This is a genomic window from Micromonospora sp. NPDC047620, assembly GCF_043205005.1.
In the GTDB taxonomy this organism is placed as follows: Bacteria; Actinomycetota; Actinomycetes; order Mycobacteriales; family Micromonosporaceae; genus Micromonospora.
In genome coordinates this window covers 266787-283046 of the sequence record NZ_JBIDDG010000001.1, presented here as the reverse complement: position 1 = coordinate 283046, position 16260 = coordinate 266787, and the positions used below count along the sequence as shown (strand labels likewise).

Annotated in this window: 14 protein-coding genes and 1 pseudogene; 5 read left to right on the top strand and 10 right to left on the bottom strand. The window is 74.0% G+C overall.

The features are described 5' to 3' along the window. The first annotated feature begins 59 nt into the window (after window positions 1-59). Complete coding sequence (locus ACGF5C_RS01245) at window positions 60-890, top strand: isocitrate lyase/phosphoenolpyruvate mutase family protein (protein WP_393295588.1); 831 nt, start codon at window positions 60-62, stop codon at window positions 888-890. A gap of 68 nt (window positions 891-958) precedes the next feature. Here the strand turns inward: ACGF5C_RS01245 and ACGF5C_RS01240 are convergent, their stop codons facing one another. The 5 genes from ACGF5C_RS01240 to ACGF5C_RS01220 all read right to left on the bottom strand — a co-directional run bounded on the left by ACGF5C_RS01240 (window position 959) and on the right by ACGF5C_RS01220 (window position 6589). Beyond that, window positions 959-2647: a ribonuclease J gene (locus ACGF5C_RS01240; RefSeq protein WP_393295585.1), complete on the bottom strand. Its 1689-nt coding sequence runs from the start codon at window positions 2645-2647 to the stop codon at window positions 959-961. A 52-nt stretch (window positions 2648-2699) separates the two neighbouring features. After that, window positions 2700-3626, bottom strand: a complete 927-nt coding sequence (gene dapA / locus ACGF5C_RS01235) for a 4-hydroxy-tetrahydrodipicolinate synthase (RefSeq protein ID WP_393295583.1) — start codon at window positions 3624-3626, stop codon at window positions 2700-2702. A gap of 46 nt (window positions 3627-3672) precedes the next feature. Continuing rightward, window positions 3673-4416 carry an FAD-dependent thymidylate synthase gene (gene thyX / locus ACGF5C_RS01230; RefSeq protein WP_350705142.1) on the bottom strand — a complete coding sequence of 248 codons (744 nt, stop codon included), beginning with the start codon at window positions 4414-4416 and terminating at the stop codon, window positions 3673-3675. A gap of 308 nt (window positions 4417-4724) precedes the next feature. After that, the gene (locus ACGF5C_RS01225; protein WP_393295580.1) at window positions 4725-5363 is read right to left on the bottom strand and encodes a DUF2752 domain-containing protein; all 639 of its coding nucleotides are present in this window, start codon (window positions 5361-5363) and stop codon (window positions 4725-4727) included. Beyond that, window positions 5360-6589 carry a winged helix-turn-helix domain-containing protein gene (locus tag ACGF5C_RS01220; RefSeq protein ID WP_393295577.1) on the bottom strand — a complete coding sequence of 410 codons (1230 nt, stop codon included), beginning with the start codon at window positions 6587-6589 and terminating at the stop codon, window positions 5360-5362. Before ACGF5C_RS01220 ends, ACGF5C_RS01225 begins: the two co-directional genes overlap by 4 nt. 78 nt (window positions 6590-6667) lie before the next feature. On the opposite strand from ACGF5C_RS01220, the gene ACGF5C_RS01215 reads away from it, so the two are divergent. After that, complete coding sequence (locus ACGF5C_RS01215) at window positions 6668-7219, top strand: GNAT family N-acetyltransferase (RefSeq protein WP_393295574.1); 552 nt, start codon at window positions 6668-6670, stop codon at window positions 7217-7219. Here the strand turns inward: ACGF5C_RS01215 and ACGF5C_RS01210 are convergent. Continuing rightward, on the bottom strand, window positions 7141-8454 hold the full coding sequence (locus tag ACGF5C_RS01210) for a glycosyltransferase 87 family protein (RefSeq protein ID WP_393295571.1): 1314 nt from the start codon (window positions 8452-8454) through the stop codon (window positions 7141-7143). The two genes, ACGF5C_RS01215 and ACGF5C_RS01210, sit on opposite strands and share 79 nt — an antisense overlap. A gap of 35 nt (window positions 8455-8489) precedes the next feature. Here ACGF5C_RS01210 and ACGF5C_RS01205 point away from each other — a divergent pair. The 3 genes and pseudogenes from ACGF5C_RS01205 to ACGF5C_RS01195 form a co-directional block, all read left to right on the top strand. Next, window positions 8490-9065 (top strand): annotated as a pseudogene (locus tag ACGF5C_RS01205) (GNAT family N-acetyltransferase); the annotation flags it as partial. Between the two features lie 144 nt (window positions 9066-9209). Further along, window positions 9210-10241, top strand: a complete 1032-nt coding sequence (locus tag ACGF5C_RS01200; protein WP_393295568.1) for a sigma-70 family RNA polymerase sigma factor — start codon at window positions 9210-9212, stop codon at window positions 10239-10241. Between the two features lie 93 nt (window positions 10242-10334). Then, window positions 10335-10715: a VOC family protein gene (locus ACGF5C_RS01195; RefSeq protein ID WP_357693835.1), complete on the top strand. Its 381-nt coding sequence runs from the start codon at window positions 10335-10337 to the stop codon at window positions 10713-10715. Window positions 10716-10740: 25 nt separating this feature from the next. Here ACGF5C_RS01195 and ACGF5C_RS01190 read toward each other — a convergent pair whose 3' ends face one another. From ACGF5C_RS01190 to ACGF5C_RS01175, 4 genes are all read right to left on the bottom strand, one after another. Continuing rightward, window positions 10741-11223, bottom strand: coding sequence for a GNAT family N-acetyltransferase (locus tag ACGF5C_RS01190; RefSeq protein WP_393295564.1), 483 nt, complete (start codon window positions 11221-11223; stop codon window positions 10741-10743). A 108-nt stretch (window positions 11224-11331) separates the two neighbouring features. Beyond that, window positions 11332-12105, bottom strand: a complete 774-nt coding sequence (gene dapB / locus ACGF5C_RS01185) for a 4-hydroxy-tetrahydrodipicolinate reductase (RefSeq protein ID WP_357693839.1) — start codon at window positions 12103-12105, stop codon at window positions 11332-11334. 89 nt (window positions 12106-12194) lie between these two features. Then, window positions 12195-13619: a M16 family metallopeptidase gene (locus ACGF5C_RS01180; RefSeq protein ID WP_393295561.1), complete on the bottom strand. Its 1425-nt coding sequence runs from the start codon at window positions 13617-13619 to the stop codon at window positions 12195-12197. 51 nt (window positions 13620-13670) lie between these two features. Next, entirely contained in the window at window positions 13671-16055 is a 2385-nt protein-coding gene (locus ACGF5C_RS01175; protein ID WP_393295559.1) for a polyribonucleotide nucleotidyltransferase, read from the bottom strand. Window positions 16056-16260: the final 205 nt, after the last annotated feature.

Genomic DNA, 16260 nt, shown 5'->3' with positions numbered 1-16260 from the left:
CCCGGGTGAGGTCCGAAACCCGCCGGACGATCTCCTCCCGCCCTGGTGGACTCGTACCCATGACGACGCACCGACAGCGCACCGCCCTGCTCCTGCACTCCCTGCACCGGCCCGGCTTCCCCCTCGTGCTGCCCAACGCCTGGGACGCGGCCAGCGCGCGGATCGTGGCCGACTGCGGCGCGACCGCCGTCGCCACCACCAGCGCCGGCGTCTCCTGGAGCCTGGGCGCGCCGGACGGCGACGAGCTGGACCGGGACCGCGCCCTGGCGGTGGTCGCCCGCGTCGCTGCCGCCGTCACCGTCCCGGTCACCGCCGACATCGAGAGCGGGTACGCCGCCGACCCGGCCGGGGTCGCCCGCACCGTGACCGCGGTGCTCGCCGCCGGCGCGGTCGGCGTCAACATCGAGGACGCCCCGCCGGCCGGGGCGTCCCCGCTGCGCCCGGTCGACGGGCAGTGCGCCCGCATCCGGGCGGCCCGGGAGGCCGCCGACGAGGCGGGGGTACGGCTCTTCGTCAACGCCCGCACCGACGTGTTCCTGCGGGCCGTCGGCGAACCGGCGGACCGGCTGGCGGAGACGCTGCGCCGGGCCGAGGCGTACCGGGCGGCGGGCGCGGACGGCATCTTCGTGCCGGGCGTGGTCGACGCGGAGACCATCGGTGCGCTGGTCGCCGGGATCGACGGGCCGGTCAACGTGCTCGCCGGGCCGGGGTCGCTCCCCGTGGCCGCCCTGGCCGGGCTGGGGGTGGCCCGGGTCAGCCTCGGCTCGGCGCTCGCCGAGGCCGCGTACGGGCTGGTCCGCCGCGCCGCCACGGAGGCGCTGCGCTCCGGCTCGTACGACTCGCTGGCCGGCGCGATCAGCTACGGCGAGCTGAACGCGCTGCTGGCCTGAGCCGACGGCTCCGGACGCCGCGACGCCCGCCGGCACACAGGGTGCGGGCGGGCGTCGGTGGAGCGCGGTCAGACCTCGACGACGGTGGGCACGATCATGGGCCGGCGCCGGTACGCGTCGTTCACCCACCGCCCCACGGTGCGCCGGACGATCTGCTGGAGCTGGTGCGGGTCGGTGATGCCGTCGGAGGCCGCCCGGTTCAGGGCCTCGGTGACCAGCGGGATCACCGGGTTGAACGCCTCCGGGTCCTCGGAGAAGCCCTTCGCCGACAGGGTCGGGCCGGCGACCACCTTGCCGGTGACCGAGTCGACGACCACGGTGGTGGCGATGAAGCCGCCGTCGCCGAGGATCCGCCGCTCGGTGAGCAGCGACTCGCTGACGTCGCCGACGGCGAGGCCGTCGACGTAGACGTAGCGGCTCTTCACGTGCCCGACCAGGCTGGCCCGGCCCTCGACGAGGTCGACGACGTCGCCGTCCTCGCAGAGCACCACCCGGTCGGGGGCGACGCCGGACTCGATGCCGAGCCGGGCGTGCGCGCGCAGGTGCCGCCACTCGCCGTGCACCGGCATCAGGTTGCTGGGGCGCACCACGTTGAGCAGGTAGAGCAGCTCGCCGGCGGGGGCGTGGCCGGAGACGTGCACCTTGGCCACGTCCTTGTGCACCACCACGGCGCCGGCCCGGGCCAGCCGGTTGATCACCCGGTAGACCGAGGTCTCGTTGCCGGGCACCAGCGACGAGGCGAGCACCACCGTGTCGCCGGGGGCGATGGTGATGTGCCGGTGGTCGCCGCTGGCCATCCGGCCGAGGGCGCTCATCGGCTCGCCCTGCGAGCCGGTGGACATCAGCACGATCTGCTCGGGCGGCATGGTGGTCGCCTCTTCCAGCCCGACGACCAGGCCGGCCGGGATGTTGAGCAGGCCGAGGTCGCGGGCGATGCCCATGTTGCGCACCATCGACCGGCCGATCAGGGCGACCTTGCGGCCGTGCTCGGCGGCGGAGTCGAAGACCTGCTGCACCCGGTGCACGTGCGAGGCGAACGAGGCGACGATGATCCGCCCCTTGGCCTTCGCGAAGATCGAGTCCAGCACCGGCCCGATCTCCCGCTCGGGGGTGACGAAGCCGGGGATCTCCGCGTTGGTGGAGTCGGACAGCAGCAGGTCCACGCCCTCGGCGCCGAGCCGGGCGAAGCCGGCCAGGTCGGTGATCCGGCCGTCCAGCGGGAGCTGGTCCATCTTGAAGTCGCCGGTGTGCAGCACCAGGCCGGCCGGGGTGCGGATGGCCACCGCGAGCGCGTCCGGGATCGAGTGGTTGACCGCGAAGAACTCGCACTCGAACGGGCCGAGCCGCTCCCGGCCGCCCTCCCGCACGGTCAGCGTGTAGGGCTGGATCCGCCGCTCGGCGAGCTTCGCCTCGACCAGGGCCAGCGTGAACTGCGAACCGACCAGCGGGATGTCGGGCTTGTGCGCGAGCAGGTAGGGCACCGCGCCGATGTGGTCCTCGTGGCCGTGGGTGAGCACGATCGCCTGGACGTCGTCGAGCCGGTCGAGGATCGGGCCGAAGTCCGGCAGGATCAGGTCGACGCCGGGCTGCTCCACGTCCGGGAAGAGCACCCCGCAGTCGACGACGAGCAGCTTGCCGTCGTACTCGAAGACGGTCATGTTGCGACCGATGGCGCCGAGCCCGCCGAGCGGGATGATCCGCAGCCCACCCTCCGGCAGCGGCGGGGGCAGTTCCGCCTCGATGTGCGCCTCGGTCACGCGTCCACCTCATTCTGCGGCGCCGTCACCCGGCGCCCGTCGTGTCGTTCGGTCATTCGGGGAGTTCCAGGCCCGCCGCCGCGCAGTCGGCGCGGAGCTGGGCGATCTCGTCGTCGGTCGCGTCGACCAGCGGCGGACGCACCGGGCCGGCGGGCATCCCGGCGGCGGCCAGGCCGGCCTTCACCAGGATCACCCCCTGGGTGCGGAAGATGCCGGTGTACAGCGGCAGCAGCCGCCGGTGCAGGTCCAGCGCGCCGGCGTTGTCCCCCGCGTCGTACGCCTCGATCATCCGCTTGGTGAGCGCGCCGGTGAAGTGGGTCGAGGTGCCGACCACGCCGACGGCGCCCACGGCCAGCGTGGGCAGGGTCAGCGAGTCCTCGCCGCAGTAGAAGGCGAGGTTGGTGCGGGCGGTGACCCAGCCGGTCGCGGTCAGGTCGCCCTTGGCGTCCTTCACCGCGACGATCCGGCCGTGCTCGGCCAGCCGCACCATCGTCTCGGTGGCGATCGGCACGCCGGAGCGGTGCGGGATGTCGTAGAGCATCACCGGCAGCCCGGTGGCGTCCGCGACGGCGGTGAAGTGGCGCAGCAGGCCGGCCTGCGGCGGCTTGTTGTAGTACGGGGTCACCACGAGCAGGCCGTGCGCGCCGGCCTTCTCCGCGCCGGCGGCCAGCTCGATGGTGTGCCGGGTGTCGTTGGTGCCGACCCCCGCCACGACCTTGGCGCGGTCACCGACGGCCTCCACCACGGCCCGGATCAGGTGTTCCTTCTCCGCGTCGGTGGTGGTCGGCGACTCGCCGGTGGTGCCGTTGACCACCAGCGCGTCGTTGCCCTGCTCGTCCACCAGGTAGCTGGCGAGGCGCGCCGCGCCGTCGAGGTCGAGCGAGCCGTCGGCGGTGAACGGGGTCACCATGGCCGTGAGCACTCGCCCGAAGGGGCGGGACACCGCCCGGGCGGGGGTGTCAGGGTGGTCGTGCGTCATGCCACCAACCTAGCGGACGACCACCGGCACCCCGCCAGGGAAGGGCTCAGGACAGCTCGGCGTGCGGGCTGGCGGCCACCTCGGTGCCGTCGGGCAGGGCCGAGATGACGAAGTCGGCGAAGACGTTCGGGGCGACCCGCTGGAGCTGCCGCAGGCACTCCACCGCCAGCTCGCGGATCTCGACGTCGGCGTGCTCCGTGGCGCGCATGGCGATGAAGTGCCGCCAGGCCCGGTAGTTGCCGGTGACCACGATCCGCGTCTCGGTGGCGTTGGGCAGGACGGCGCGGGCCGCCTGGCGGGCCTGCTTGCGCCGCAGCGTGGCGTTCTCCACGTCCGCGAAGCGCCGCTCCAGCCCCTCCAACAGCTCGTTGTACGCGCGCACGCTCGCCTCGGCGGCCTCCACGAACTTCTTGTGCAGCTCCGGGTCCTCGGCGATCACCGAGGGCTCGACCATGGCGGCGTCCCGCTCCGGCACGTACCGCTGGGAGAGCTGGGAGTAGGAGAAGTGGCGGTGCCGGATCAGCTCGTGGGTGAACGAGCGGGACACGCCGCTGAAGTAGAAGCTGACCGAGCCGTGCTCCAGCACCGAGAGGTGCCCGACCTCCAGGATGTGCGCGAGATAGCCGGCGTTGGTCGCCGTGGCCGGGTTGGGCTTCTTCCAGCTCTGGTAGCAGGCCCGGCCGGCGAACTCGGCGAGCGCCTGGCCGCCCTCGGCGTCGGTCGACCACGGCACGTCGTCCGGGGCCTCGAAGTGGGTCCACGCGATGAGCTTGACCTGTGGCTGCACCATGTCCGGCATTCCTGGCACTGTAGTGGCCCCGCGGTCGCGGGGGAAAGTTGGGCTCACGGGCCGAACGGGTCGTTGAGCTGCGAAATGGTCGGACAGGTGCCGGTCCGCCTGGCCGACACGTGGCCAAGATCTCGACGCGCTCGGGCTGCCGCTGGCGCGCTCGGGCTGCCGCCGGGTGGATGCGCGACGACGCTGTCGAGCTGCCCTCACAGCTGGGGCAGCCACCCGAGCGGTCGGGACGCCGGCAACCACAACGACTGCCCCGCCCGACCCGCGCCCGACCCACCCGACCCCGCCGGGAGGGAGGGTCAGACGTAGAGCGAGGTGAACGGCGCCCAGGGGAGGTTGCGTACCACCGAGAAGGCCAGCCAGGCGGCGAGGAAGCCGCCGATCACCTTCGAGCTGAGTTGCAGCTCGGGCAGGCGCCAGCCGAACGCCTGCTTCCCCGCCCAGGCGACGAAGAGGTAGGCCAGGAAGGGCAGCGCGAAGACGAAGAGGAAGTGGTGCCGGGCGGCGGCCGGCAGATCGCCGTGCAGCACGTACCAGAGCGCGCGGGTGCCGCCGCAGCCCGGGCAGTCCAGCCCCGTGGTCAGCTTGAGCAAGCAGGTCGGCGCGGCGTCCGGCGCGGCGTGGGTCGGGTTGCTGAGCAGCGTGTAGCCGACGCCGGCGGCCACGCAGCCGAGCGCGGCCAGCGGCACCGCCCAGCGCGGCGAGCGATCGTAGAGGCGGACGACGAAGCGGGTCAGCCGGTCCGGCTCTGGCACCGGGTAGGGCGGCACCTGGCCCGCGGGCCACGCACCCGGCTCACCGGCGTGCCAGACGCTCGGCTCGCCCGCCGGCCCCGTGTCGGGCTGCCCCGCCTGAGACGCCTGGGGCGGGGCGTCGACCCCGCCGCTTTGCGGATGCGGCTGGGGGGCGGGCCCGTCAACGCTCGTCACGTGGCTCACCGTACACCGGCCACGCCCAGCAGCGCGGCGGCCAGCGGGGCGGCCAGGTCGCCGACGGCGGGCGGCGCCACCGCGTCCAGGCCGAGCCAGCCGGCGAGGCGGTGCAGCTCGGCGGCGAGTGCCAGCGCGGTCTCGCCCGGGTCGGCGCCCGGCTCGACCCAGGCGGCCGGCACCAGCAGCACCCCGGCCTTGCGATCGGCCTTCAGGTCGACCCGGGCGGTGAACCGCTCCCCCTGCAGGAAGGGCAGCACGTAGTAGCCGTGGACCCGCTGCGGCGCCGGGACGTAGATCTCGATCCGGTAGCTGAAGTCGAAGAGCCGCTCGGTGCGGGCCCGCTCCCAGACCAGCGGGTCGAACGGGCTGACCAGTGTGTTGCCGCGCACCCAACGGGGCAGCCGCGCCCCGGCGTGCAGCCAGGCGGGCTGCCGCCAGCCCTGCACGGCGACCGGCAGCAGCTCGCCCGCCTCGACCAGCTCCGCGATGGCCTGCCGGGCGCCGGCGAGGGGCAGCCGGAAGTAGTCGCGCAGCTCCGGCTCCGCGGCCACCCCGAGCGACCGCGCGGCGATGGCCACCAGCGTGCGGTACGCCTCGGCGTCGGTCGGCGTGGGCGCATCCAGCACGGTGGCCGGCAGCACCCGCTCCGGCAGGTCGTAGCGGCGGGCGAACGAGGTGGTGCGGTCGGCGGCGGTCACCTCGCCGGCCCAGAAGAGGAACTCCAGCGCCCGCTTCACCGCCGACCAGTTCCACCCCCAGTTGCCGGTCTCCCGGGGCGCGTCGTGCTCGATCTCGGCGGCGGTGAGCGGCCCCCGGGCGGCCACCTCGTCGCGGACCCAGGCGACCAGGCCGGGCTGCTCCTCGGCGATCCGGCGCATCCCGCCCCACGCCTCCGCGCGGGCCCCGGCCATCCGCCAGCGCAGCGCCGGGTGCAACCCGACGGGGACCAGCGACGCCTCGTGGCCCCAGTATTCGAACAGTTCCCGGGGGCGTCGGTAGGCGGCGGTGTCGAGCAGCGACGTCGGGTAGGGCCCGAGCCGGCTGTAGAGCGGCAGGTAGTGCGCGCGTTGCAGGACGTTGACCGAATCCATCTGGATCAGCCCGACCCGGGCGAGCACCCGGCGCAGGTGTCGGCGGGTGGGCACGCCGGTGGGCGCGGGGTCGGCGAAGCCCTGGGCGGCGAGCGCCACCCGGCGCGCCTGGGCGAGCGAGAGTGATTCCGGTGCGGCCATCGTCGGGCACCCTAATCCACGCGTACGACACCGGAGCGGACGCTGGACCGATCGCCCGCCGAGGCATAGAACGGACGCATGCTCACGATCCGGCGCGAGGAGCCCGAGGACGCCGAGGCGGTCGCCCGGGTGCACATCCACGGATGGCAGGCCGGCTACGCGGGGATCATGCCTGACGAGGTGTTGCGGCGGCTCAACGTCGCGGCGTGGGCGCAGCGCCGCCGGAACCTCGGCACCGCCGATCCGGAGCACCCGTTCACCACCCTGCTCGCCGAGATCGACGGGACGCTGACCGGGTTCACCACGTTCGGCCCGTACCGGATCAACCAGGACCGGGGCGACCTCGACCTCGCGCACGGGGAGGTGGTGGCGATGTACGTCGAGCCGGCGCACTGGGGCGACGGCACGGCGGGGGCGCTGCTGGCCTCGGCCCGCGCCGGGCTGGCCGGGCGGGGCTGGTCCGACTACCGGCTCTGGGTGCTGGCCAACAACCACCGGGCCCGCCGGTTCTACGAGCGGGCGGGGCTGTCACCGGACGGTGAGCGGTCGACCTACCCGGTGCCGTTGGCCGGCGGGCGCCCGCCGGTCGGGCTCGTCGAGCTGCGGTACGCCGGACGTCTCGACGGCTGACCCGGCCGGCGTCGCCCGGCGGCGGCTGATCCGGCCGGCGCCGCCCAGGCGACGGCTGATCCGGCCGGCGCCGCCAAGCGGCGGATCGGCAGGAACGCCAGCAGCGCCAGGCTGATCCAGACATAGGTGTTGCTGCCGAGGAAGCCGTCGAGGCCGGTGAAATCCTTCTCCCAGGCCCAGACGATCCGGCTGATCAGGAAGCCGTACCCGACGATCGCGGCGCCCAGCAGGACGCGGCGCCGGCGCCCGCCGGCCGGTGCGGCCATGCCGTTGTCCACCAGCAGGATCAGCGCGGGCAGCAACCAGACCAGGTGGTGCACCCAGGTGACCGGGCTGACCAGGCACATCACCGCGCCGGTCAGCGCCAGGCCGGTCGCCTCGTCGCCGGCGGCCACGGCGGCCCGGGAACGCCACGCCCACAGCGCCAGCGTGGCGAGCACCAGCGCCAGCCAGGCCAGGGTGCTCGGGTGTTCCGGGTTCAGCCGGGCGACCACCCCGCGCAGCGACTGGTTGGAGACGAACGCCAGCTCGCCCACCCGGCCGGTGTTCCACAGCGCCTCGGTCCAGAACTCCCGCGACGCGTCGGGGAAGAGCGCGGCGGCGAAGAGGGTCGCGCCGGCCGCGGCGGCCATCGAGGTGACCGCGGCCCGCCAGCGCCGGGTGACCAGCAGGTAGACGATGAAGATGCCCGGGGTCAGCTTGATCGCCGTGGCCAGGCCGATGCCCACCCCGGCCCAGCGGTTGCCGGCCGGCAGCAGCCGGAGCAGGTCGACCGCGACCAGGAAGAGCAGCAGCATGTTGACCTGGCCGAAATTGACCGTCTCGCGCATCGGCTCGTACGCGGCGGCCAGGCAGAGCGCCACGGCGAGGGCGAACCAGCGGGTCCAGCCGGCCCGGCGGGAGATCGGGTCGACCAGCCACCAGAACAGCACGGCGGTGACCACCACGCTGGCGGCCACGCTCACCACGATCGCCGCCGACCACGGCAGGTACGCCATCGGCAGCATGACCAGGGCGGCGAAGGGCGGATAGGTGAAGCCGTACTGCGTGCCGGGCTTGAGGAAGTCGTAGATCTCCCCGCCGTCGTGCACCCACCAGGTCAGCGCGCCGTAGTAGACCTTCAGGTCGAAGAAGCCGTGTCGGACGGCCGCCACGGACAGGAACGCGGCCACCGCGACGGCGAGCCCCACCACGCTCACGACCTGCCGGATCGTCTGTCGGGGACCCTGCGCCACCGTCGCCTCCCTCGCCCTGCGTAGGCTTCCGTCCCATGGCTCTCGGGTACGTCCGCCCGGCGCGTCCGGAAGACGCCGGCGAGATCGCACGCATCCAGCTCGCGACCTGGCGGGTCGCCTATCGCCGGATCCTGCCCCGGCACGTGCTCGACAACCTGGACGAGGCGTGGCTCGCCCGGCGGTGGAGCGCGGCGGTGCAGGAGCCGCCCTCCGGCACGCATCGGGTGCTCGTCGCCGTCGAACAGGCTGAGCAATCGTATCTGGTGGGGTTCGCCGCCTCCGGTCCGGCCGATGCCGAGGCACTCGCCCCGGGCGAGCCGGCCGAGGCGCTCGGGCCGGGCGTGGCGGCGGTGACCGACCTGCTGGTGGAGCCGCGCTGGGGGCGGCGCGGGCACGGCAGCCGGCTGCTCGCCGCGACCGTCGACCTGTGGCGCGCCGACGGGTTCGCCCGGGCGGTGGCCTGGGCGTTCGACGGCGACGAGGCGACCCGGAAGTTCCTCACCAGCACTGGCTGGGAGCCCGACGGCGCGGCGCGTGCCCTGGACGTGGACGACATGCTCGTCCCGCAGCTGCGCCTGCACGTGGCGGTGCCGACGGAGGCGGACCCCGCGGACGCGACGCCCACGGAGGCGACGCTGCCGGACGCCCCGCCGGCCGGGTCGGTGCCGTCGCCGGCGCCCCCCGCGGACTGACGACACGCGCCCGCGCGCCCGGATCGGCGGACACTGTCGGGGGCGTCGCCTACCGTGGCCCCCATGACCGCAGCGACGGCGACCAGCGGAGCGGGCGTGACCCACGACGGCCCGACCGCTCGCGACCCCGACGGTGCCGCCGGACCGGCGTCGGCCCCGGCCGACGCGGCGTTCGAGGCGCACCGAGTCGGGCTGACCGGTTACTGCTACCGGATGCTCGGTTCGATCTTCGACGCCGAGGACGCGGTGCAGGAGACGCTGCTGCGCGCCTGGCGCGGGCGTGACGGCTTCCAGGCCCGCTCATCCACCCGGACGTGGCTCTACCGGATCGCCACCAACGTCTGCCTGGACCAGTTGCGGGGGCGGGCCCGGCGGGCCCTGCCGATGGAGTTCGGCGAGCCGGACGAGCCGGTCCTCGCCGCGCTGGGCGCGCCGGCACCCGAGCGCTGGGTGGGCCCCGCGCCGGACGCGGCCGTGCTGCCGACCGGTGACCCGGCGGCGGTGGCCGAGGCCCGCGAGTCGGTCCGGCTGGCGTTCGTCGCGGCTCTGCAACACCTGCCGCCCCGGCAGCGGGCCGTGCTGATCCTGCGCGACGTGCTGCGCTGGCGGGCCGACGAGACCGCCGAGCTGGCCGGCGCCTCGGTCGCGGCGGTGAACAGCGCCCTCCAGCGGGCCCGCGCCACCCTGGCCGCCCGCAACGGGCTGCCGGGCGCCCCGCTCGACGGGCGGCAGCGCGACCTGCTCGACCGCTACGTCGCCAGCTTCGAGCGCTACGACATCGACTCGCTCGTCGCGCTGCTGCGGGAGGACGCGGTGCAGAGCATGCCGCCGTTCGCGCTGTGGCTGCGCGGCCCGGGGGACATCCGGCGGTGGATGCTCGGCCCGGGCGCCGAGTGCCGCGGCTCGCGGCTGGTGCCGGTGTCCGCCAACGGCGCCACCGCCTTCGGTCACTACCGCCGCGACCCGGCGGGCGGGCACCGGCCGTTCAGCGTCCACGTGCTCGAGTTCTCGGCGGGGCGGATCAGCCGGCTCACCCACTTCCTCGCGCCGGAGCTGTTCGCGCGCTTCGGGCTGCCGCCCCGCCTCGACCCCTGAGCCGGGCCGCCGCGCCCGCCCCGACCCACCGGGCGATGAGTTCCGAAGGCCCGGGCCGTCCACCCCTCGTACGCCACGACAAGGAGGAGCGACATGTTCACGGACACGAAGGCGATGAGCAGCTTCGCGGTGGACGACGTCGACCGGGCGCAGCGGTTCTACGCCGACACGCTCGGCCTGCGGGTGTCGCGGGACGACGCCATGGGCGGCCTGCTGACGCTGCACGTCGCCGGCGACCGGGACATCCTGGTCTACCCGAAGGAGGACCACACCCCGGCTACCTACACGGTGCTCAACTTCCCGGTCGACGACATCGACCGGGCCGTCGACGAGCTGACCGGGCGCGGCGTCCGGTTCGAGCGTTACCCCGGCATGCCGCAGGACGACAAGGGCGTCATGCGCGGCCAGGGGCCGTCGATTGCCTGGTTCACCGACCCGGCCGGCAACATCCTCTCGGTGCTCCAGGAGGGCTGACGCCCCGCCGCGAAGCGGCGGGCGGTCAGGCGGAGGCGGCGGGGCGCAACTCGGCGACCAGTTCGTCGTCCTCCATCGCGCCGGTGGGCGTGAAGCCCAGGCTCGTGTAGAGCCGGGCGGCCGAGGCGTTGTCGGGGTGGTAGGAGAGCCGGACGGGGTGCCCGCCGTCCTGGGCGGCGAGCCACGCGGCGAGGGTGCGCACGGCCGCCCGGCCGACGCCCCGGTCCTGCTCGGCCGCGTCGACGACCATGCCGCCGATCCAGCGCGAGCCGTCGTCGTCCACGCCCCACATGACGTGCCCGGCCACCGTCTCGTCCGCGTACACGGCGAGCGAGTTCCAGACGTCGGAACGCATGGTCAGCAGCAGGTAGCGGGCGGCCAGGGCCGGCACCCAGGCGCGCTGGTCGTCGCGAGGGGCGACGTCGGCCACCGCCCGCCAGTTGTCGTCGTCCACGGGGCGCAGGGTGACCCGGCGGCCCGCCCGGTCGAGGGTTCCAGAATCGATCACCCGGGCAGCCTAGGAGCCGCCCGGCAGCCACGCGACGGGATTCCCCCGGCGGTGAGCTGCATATCGCTCATCAGGTGGCTGGAGACGAAGACGGTCCGACCTCCGGCGTCAGTCGAGCAGGGCGTCCAGGCCGACGGTCAGCCCCGGCCGGTTGCGGACCGCGCGGACGGCCAGCAGCACGCCGGGCATGAACGACGCCCGGTCGTACGAGTCGTGCCGGATGGTCAGCGTCTCGCCGGTGGTGCCGAAGAGCACCTCCTGGTGGGCGACGAGGCCGGTGGCGCGCACGGCGTGCACGCGTACCCCCTCGATGTCGGCGCCCCGGGCGCCCGCCACCTCGTCCTTGGTCGCGTCGGGCGCCGGGCCCAGCCCGGCCTCGGCGCGGGCCGCGGCGATCAGCCGCGCGGTGTGCGTGGCGGTGCCGCTGGGCGCGTCCAGCTTGCGGGGGTGGTGCTGCTCGACGATCTCGACCGACTCGAAGTGCCGGGCCGCGCGGGCGGCGAACTGCATCATCAGCACCGCGCCGATGCCGAAGTTGGGGGCGATCACCACGCCCACGCCGGGCTTGCGGGCCAGCCAGCCGCGCACCCGCTCCAGCCGCTGCTCGGTGAAGCCGGTGGTGCCGACGACCGCGTTGATGCCCTGGTCGATGCACCAGTGCAGGTTGTCCATGACGACGTCGGGAGTGGTGAAGTCGACGACCACCTCGGCCCCGGCGTCGGAGGCGTTGAACAGCCAGTCGCCCTGGTCGACCATGGCCACCAGTTCCATGTCGCCGGCGGCGTCCACGGCCTTGCACACCTCGACGCCCATCCGGCCCCGGGCGCCCAGCACGCCGACCCGGATCGGCTCGTCCGCGCTCTTCTCCTGCTCGTCAGTCACGGGGCACAACCTATCCCAATCGGGACGTCCGCATCCCGCCGGACCCGAGGCAGGGCCCGGCCACGGGCGCGGGCGGGTGGCGCGGCCGGTCAGCGGGCCAAGAAGTCGCCCTCGCCGAACGGGCCGACCACGGCCAGCGACATCGGCCGGCTCAGCAGCTCGGCGGCGAGGGTGTTCACGTCGGCCACGGTGACCGCGTCGACCCGGCGGAGCAGCTCGTCGACCGGCATCAGGTCGCCGTAGAGCAGCTCGCCCTTGGCCAGCCGGCTCATCCGCGAGCCCGTGTCCTCCAGGCCCAGCACGAACGAGCCCTTGCTCATCCCCTTGCCGCGGGCCACCTCGGCCTCGGTCAGGCCGTCGGCGGCCACCCGGGCGAGTTCGGCCCGGGTCAGCTCCAGCACCTCGTCCACCTTGCCGGGCGCGCAGCCGGCGTAGACGGCGAAAATGCCGCTGTCGGCGTACTGGCTGGCGTAGGAGTAGACCGAGTAGGCCAGGCCGCGCTGCTCGCGGATCTCCTGGAACAGCCGGCTCGACATGCCGCCGCCGAGGACGTTGTTGAGCACGCCGAGGGCGAAGCGGCGCTCGTCCAGCCGGTCGATGCCGGGGCAGCCGAGGATAACGTGCGCCTGCTCGGTCTCCTTCGGCTCCACCAGGGTGGCGGCGGGCCTGGTGCGTACCGCCGGGGTGGCCGACCGGTGCGGCGCCGGCACCGCCGGGTCGGTGTCCAGCGGGGTGCCGCGCAGCGCCTGGCGGACGAGCTTCACCACCGCGGTGTGGTCCAGGTTGCCGGCGGCGGCGATGACGATCTGCGGGGCCGTGTAGCGGCGGCGGTAGAAGCCCTGGATCTGCCGCCGGGTCATCGGGGTGACCGTCTCCTCGGTGCCGGAAATCAGCCGGCCCAGCGGGTGGTCGCCGTAGACCGCCCGGGCGAAGAGGTCGTGCACCTCGTCGCCGGGCTCGTCGTCGTGCATGGCGATCTCTTCGAGGATCACGCCCCGCTCGGTCTCCACGTCGGCCGGCTTCAGCACCGAGTCGGCGACCAGGTCGCACATGACGTCGATGGCCAGCGGCAGGTCCTCGTCGAGCACCCGGGCGTAGTAGCAGGTGTATTCCTTGGTGGTGAAGGCGTTGGTCTCGCCGCCCACCGCCTCGATCTCGGAGGAGATGTCCAGGGCGCTGCGCTTGTTGGTGCCCTTGAACAGCAGGTGCTCCAGGAAGTGCGCCGCGCCGGCCTGCGGACCCGTCTCGTCCCGGGAGCCGACCGCGACCCAGATGCCGAACGACACGCTGCGCATCGCCGGGATCGCCTCGGTGAGCACGCGCAGCCCGCTGGGCAGCACGGTACGACGTACCGTGCCGCCCAGCGGGTCGTCACTGATCGTGCGTGTCACCGCCCGGGAGGCGCCGCCGGAGCGGGCCCCCCCGGTGCCCCGGAAGGAGGCCCCTGCGGGGCCCGGGAACGACGCCACCCCCCGTCGATCCGGCGGAAACGGCGCACGAACGGCCCGACTCACGTGTTGTTGCTCCCAGATCGACGAGGGGTGGGGTGGTGCTATTGCTGTGCGTCAGCTGTGCCGGGTCCGGCGACGCGGACGCTCGCCGCCCTCGCCACCCTCGCCGCCGCCCTGGCCGCGCTCGCCGCCACCCGGACCACGGCCGCCCCGGTCGCCGCCGCGCTCGCGGTCGCCGCGGTCGCGCGGGCCCCGGTCGCCCCGGTCCCGGCCGGCCGGACGCTCGCCCTCGGCGGCCTCGCCGGCGGCCGGCGCCTCGGCGCCCTCCGGGCGGACCTTGTCCAGGTAGATCTTGCCGCGGGCGTCGATGTCCGCGATCTCGACCTCGACCTTGTCGCCGACGTTGAGGAAGTCCTCGACCTTCTCGACCCGCTTGCCGTCGCCCACCTTGGAGATGTGCAGCAGGCCGTCGCGGCCCGGCAGCAGCGAGACGAACGCGCCGAACGCGGCCGTCTTCACCACGGTGCCGAGGAACTTGTCGCCGACCTTCGGCAGCGTCGGGTTGGCGATCGCGTTGATCCGCTCGACCGCGGCCTGGGCCGACGGGCCGTTGGTCGCGCCGACGTAGATCGTGCCGTCGTCCTCGATGGAGATCTCGGCGCCGGTCTCGTCCTGGATGGCGTTGATGGTCTGACCCTTCGGGCCGATCACCATGCCGATCTTGTCCACCGGGATCTTGACGGTGGTGACCCGCGGCGCGTAGTCCGACATCTCGGCCGGGGCCTCGATGGCCCGCTGCATCACGTCGAGAATGGTCTGCCGGGCCTCGTGCGCCTGCTGGAGGGCGGCGGCCAGCACGTCCGACGGGATGCCGTCGAGCTTGGTGTCGAGCTGGAGCGCGGTGACGAAGTCCCGGGTGCCGGCGACCTTGAAGTCCATGTCGCCGAACGCGTCCTCGGCGCCGAGGATGTCGGTCAGCGTCACGTACTGGGTCTTGCCGTCGACCTCGTCGGAGATGAGGCCCATGGCGATGCCGGCGACCGGCGCCTTCAGCGGCACACCGGCGGACAGCAGGCCCAGCGTCGAGGCGCAGACCGAGCCCATCGAGGTGGAGCCGTTGGAGCCGAGCGCCTCGGAGACCTGCCGGATGGCGTACGGGAACTCCTCGCGCGACGGCAGCACCGGGATCAGCGCCCGCTCGGCGAGCGCGCCGTGGCCGATCTCGCGCCGCTTCGGCGAGCCGACCCGGCCGGTCTCACCGGTCGAGTACGGCGGGAAGTTGTAGTTGTGCATGTAGCGCTTGGACTTCTCCGGGGAGAGGGTGTCCAGCGACTGCTCCATGCGCAGCATGTTCAGCGTGGTGACGCCCAGGATCTGCGTCTCGCCGCGCTCGAACAGCGCCGAGCCGTGCACCCGCGGCAGCACGCCGACCTCGGCGGTCAACGGGCGGATGTCGCGCGGGCTGCGGCCGTCGATGCGGACCTGCTCGCGCAGCACCCGGTTGCGGACCTCGGACTTGGTCAGCGACCGGAGGGCCGCGCTGAGCTCCTTCTCCCGGCCCTCGAAGCGCGGGCCGAGCTCGGCCAGCACGCGGCCCTTGATCGCGTCCAGGGCCTCCTCACGGACCGCCTTGCCGGCGATCTGCAGGGCCTCGGCGACGTCGGCGCGGGCCACGTCGGCCACGGCGTCGTAGGCGTCGTCCTGGTAGTCCAGGAAGACCGGGAACTCGGCGACCGGCTTGGCGGCCACGTCGGCCAGCTCGCTCTGCGCCCGGCACAGCTCGCGGATGGCCGGCTTGGCGGCCTCCAGGCCGCTCGCCACGACCTCCTCGGTCGGGGCGGGGGCGCCGCCGGCGACCAGCGCCACGGTGTGCTCGGTGGCCTCGGCCTCGACCATCATGATCGCGACGTCGCCGTCGGCCAGGGCGCGGCCGGCCACCACCATGTCGAAGGTGGCCCGGGCCAGCTCCTCGTGGGTCGGGAAGGCGACCCACTGGCCGTCGACGTGCGCCATCCGGGTCGCCCCGATCGGGCCGGAGAACGGCAGGCCGGAGAGCTTGGTCGACATCGACGCGGCGTTGATCGCCACGACGTCGTAGGGGTGCTGCGGGTCGAGCGCGAGGACGGTCTCGACGACCTGGACCTCGTTGCGCAGGCCCTTGACGAACGACGGGCGCAGCGGCCGGTCGATCAGCCGGCAGGTGAGGATCGCGTCCTCGCTGGGGCGGCCCTCACGGCGGAAGAACGAGCCGGGGATGCGGCCCGCGGCGTACATCCGCTCCTCGACGTCGACGGTCAGCGGGAAGAAGTCGAACTGCTCCTTCGGCTGCTTGCCGGCGGTGGTGGCGGAGAGGACGACCGTCTCGCCGAGCTGGGCGATGACGGAGCCGGCGGCCTGGCGGGCCAGCCGGCCGGTGGAGAAGGTGATCTCACGGGTGCCGAAGGACCCGTTGTCGATCACGGCGGTGCGGGATTCGGTGCCGAGGTTGGTCTCGGTCATGGTGCTGTCGTGCTCCTTTGCATCGGGGGCCCACGACGCGGGAGCTGCTCAGACGGCCGGTCTTCGATCGAAGCGCCCGGGTGGCCGGCGAGATGCCGGGGTGCCCGGGGGCCACTACCGGAGACCGGTACGCTGACCCGCTCCCTTTCTCGGGTGGTCGCGCGGCCCTGTTCTCGGGTGGTACCGGAGCGGGGGAGCGGCCCGA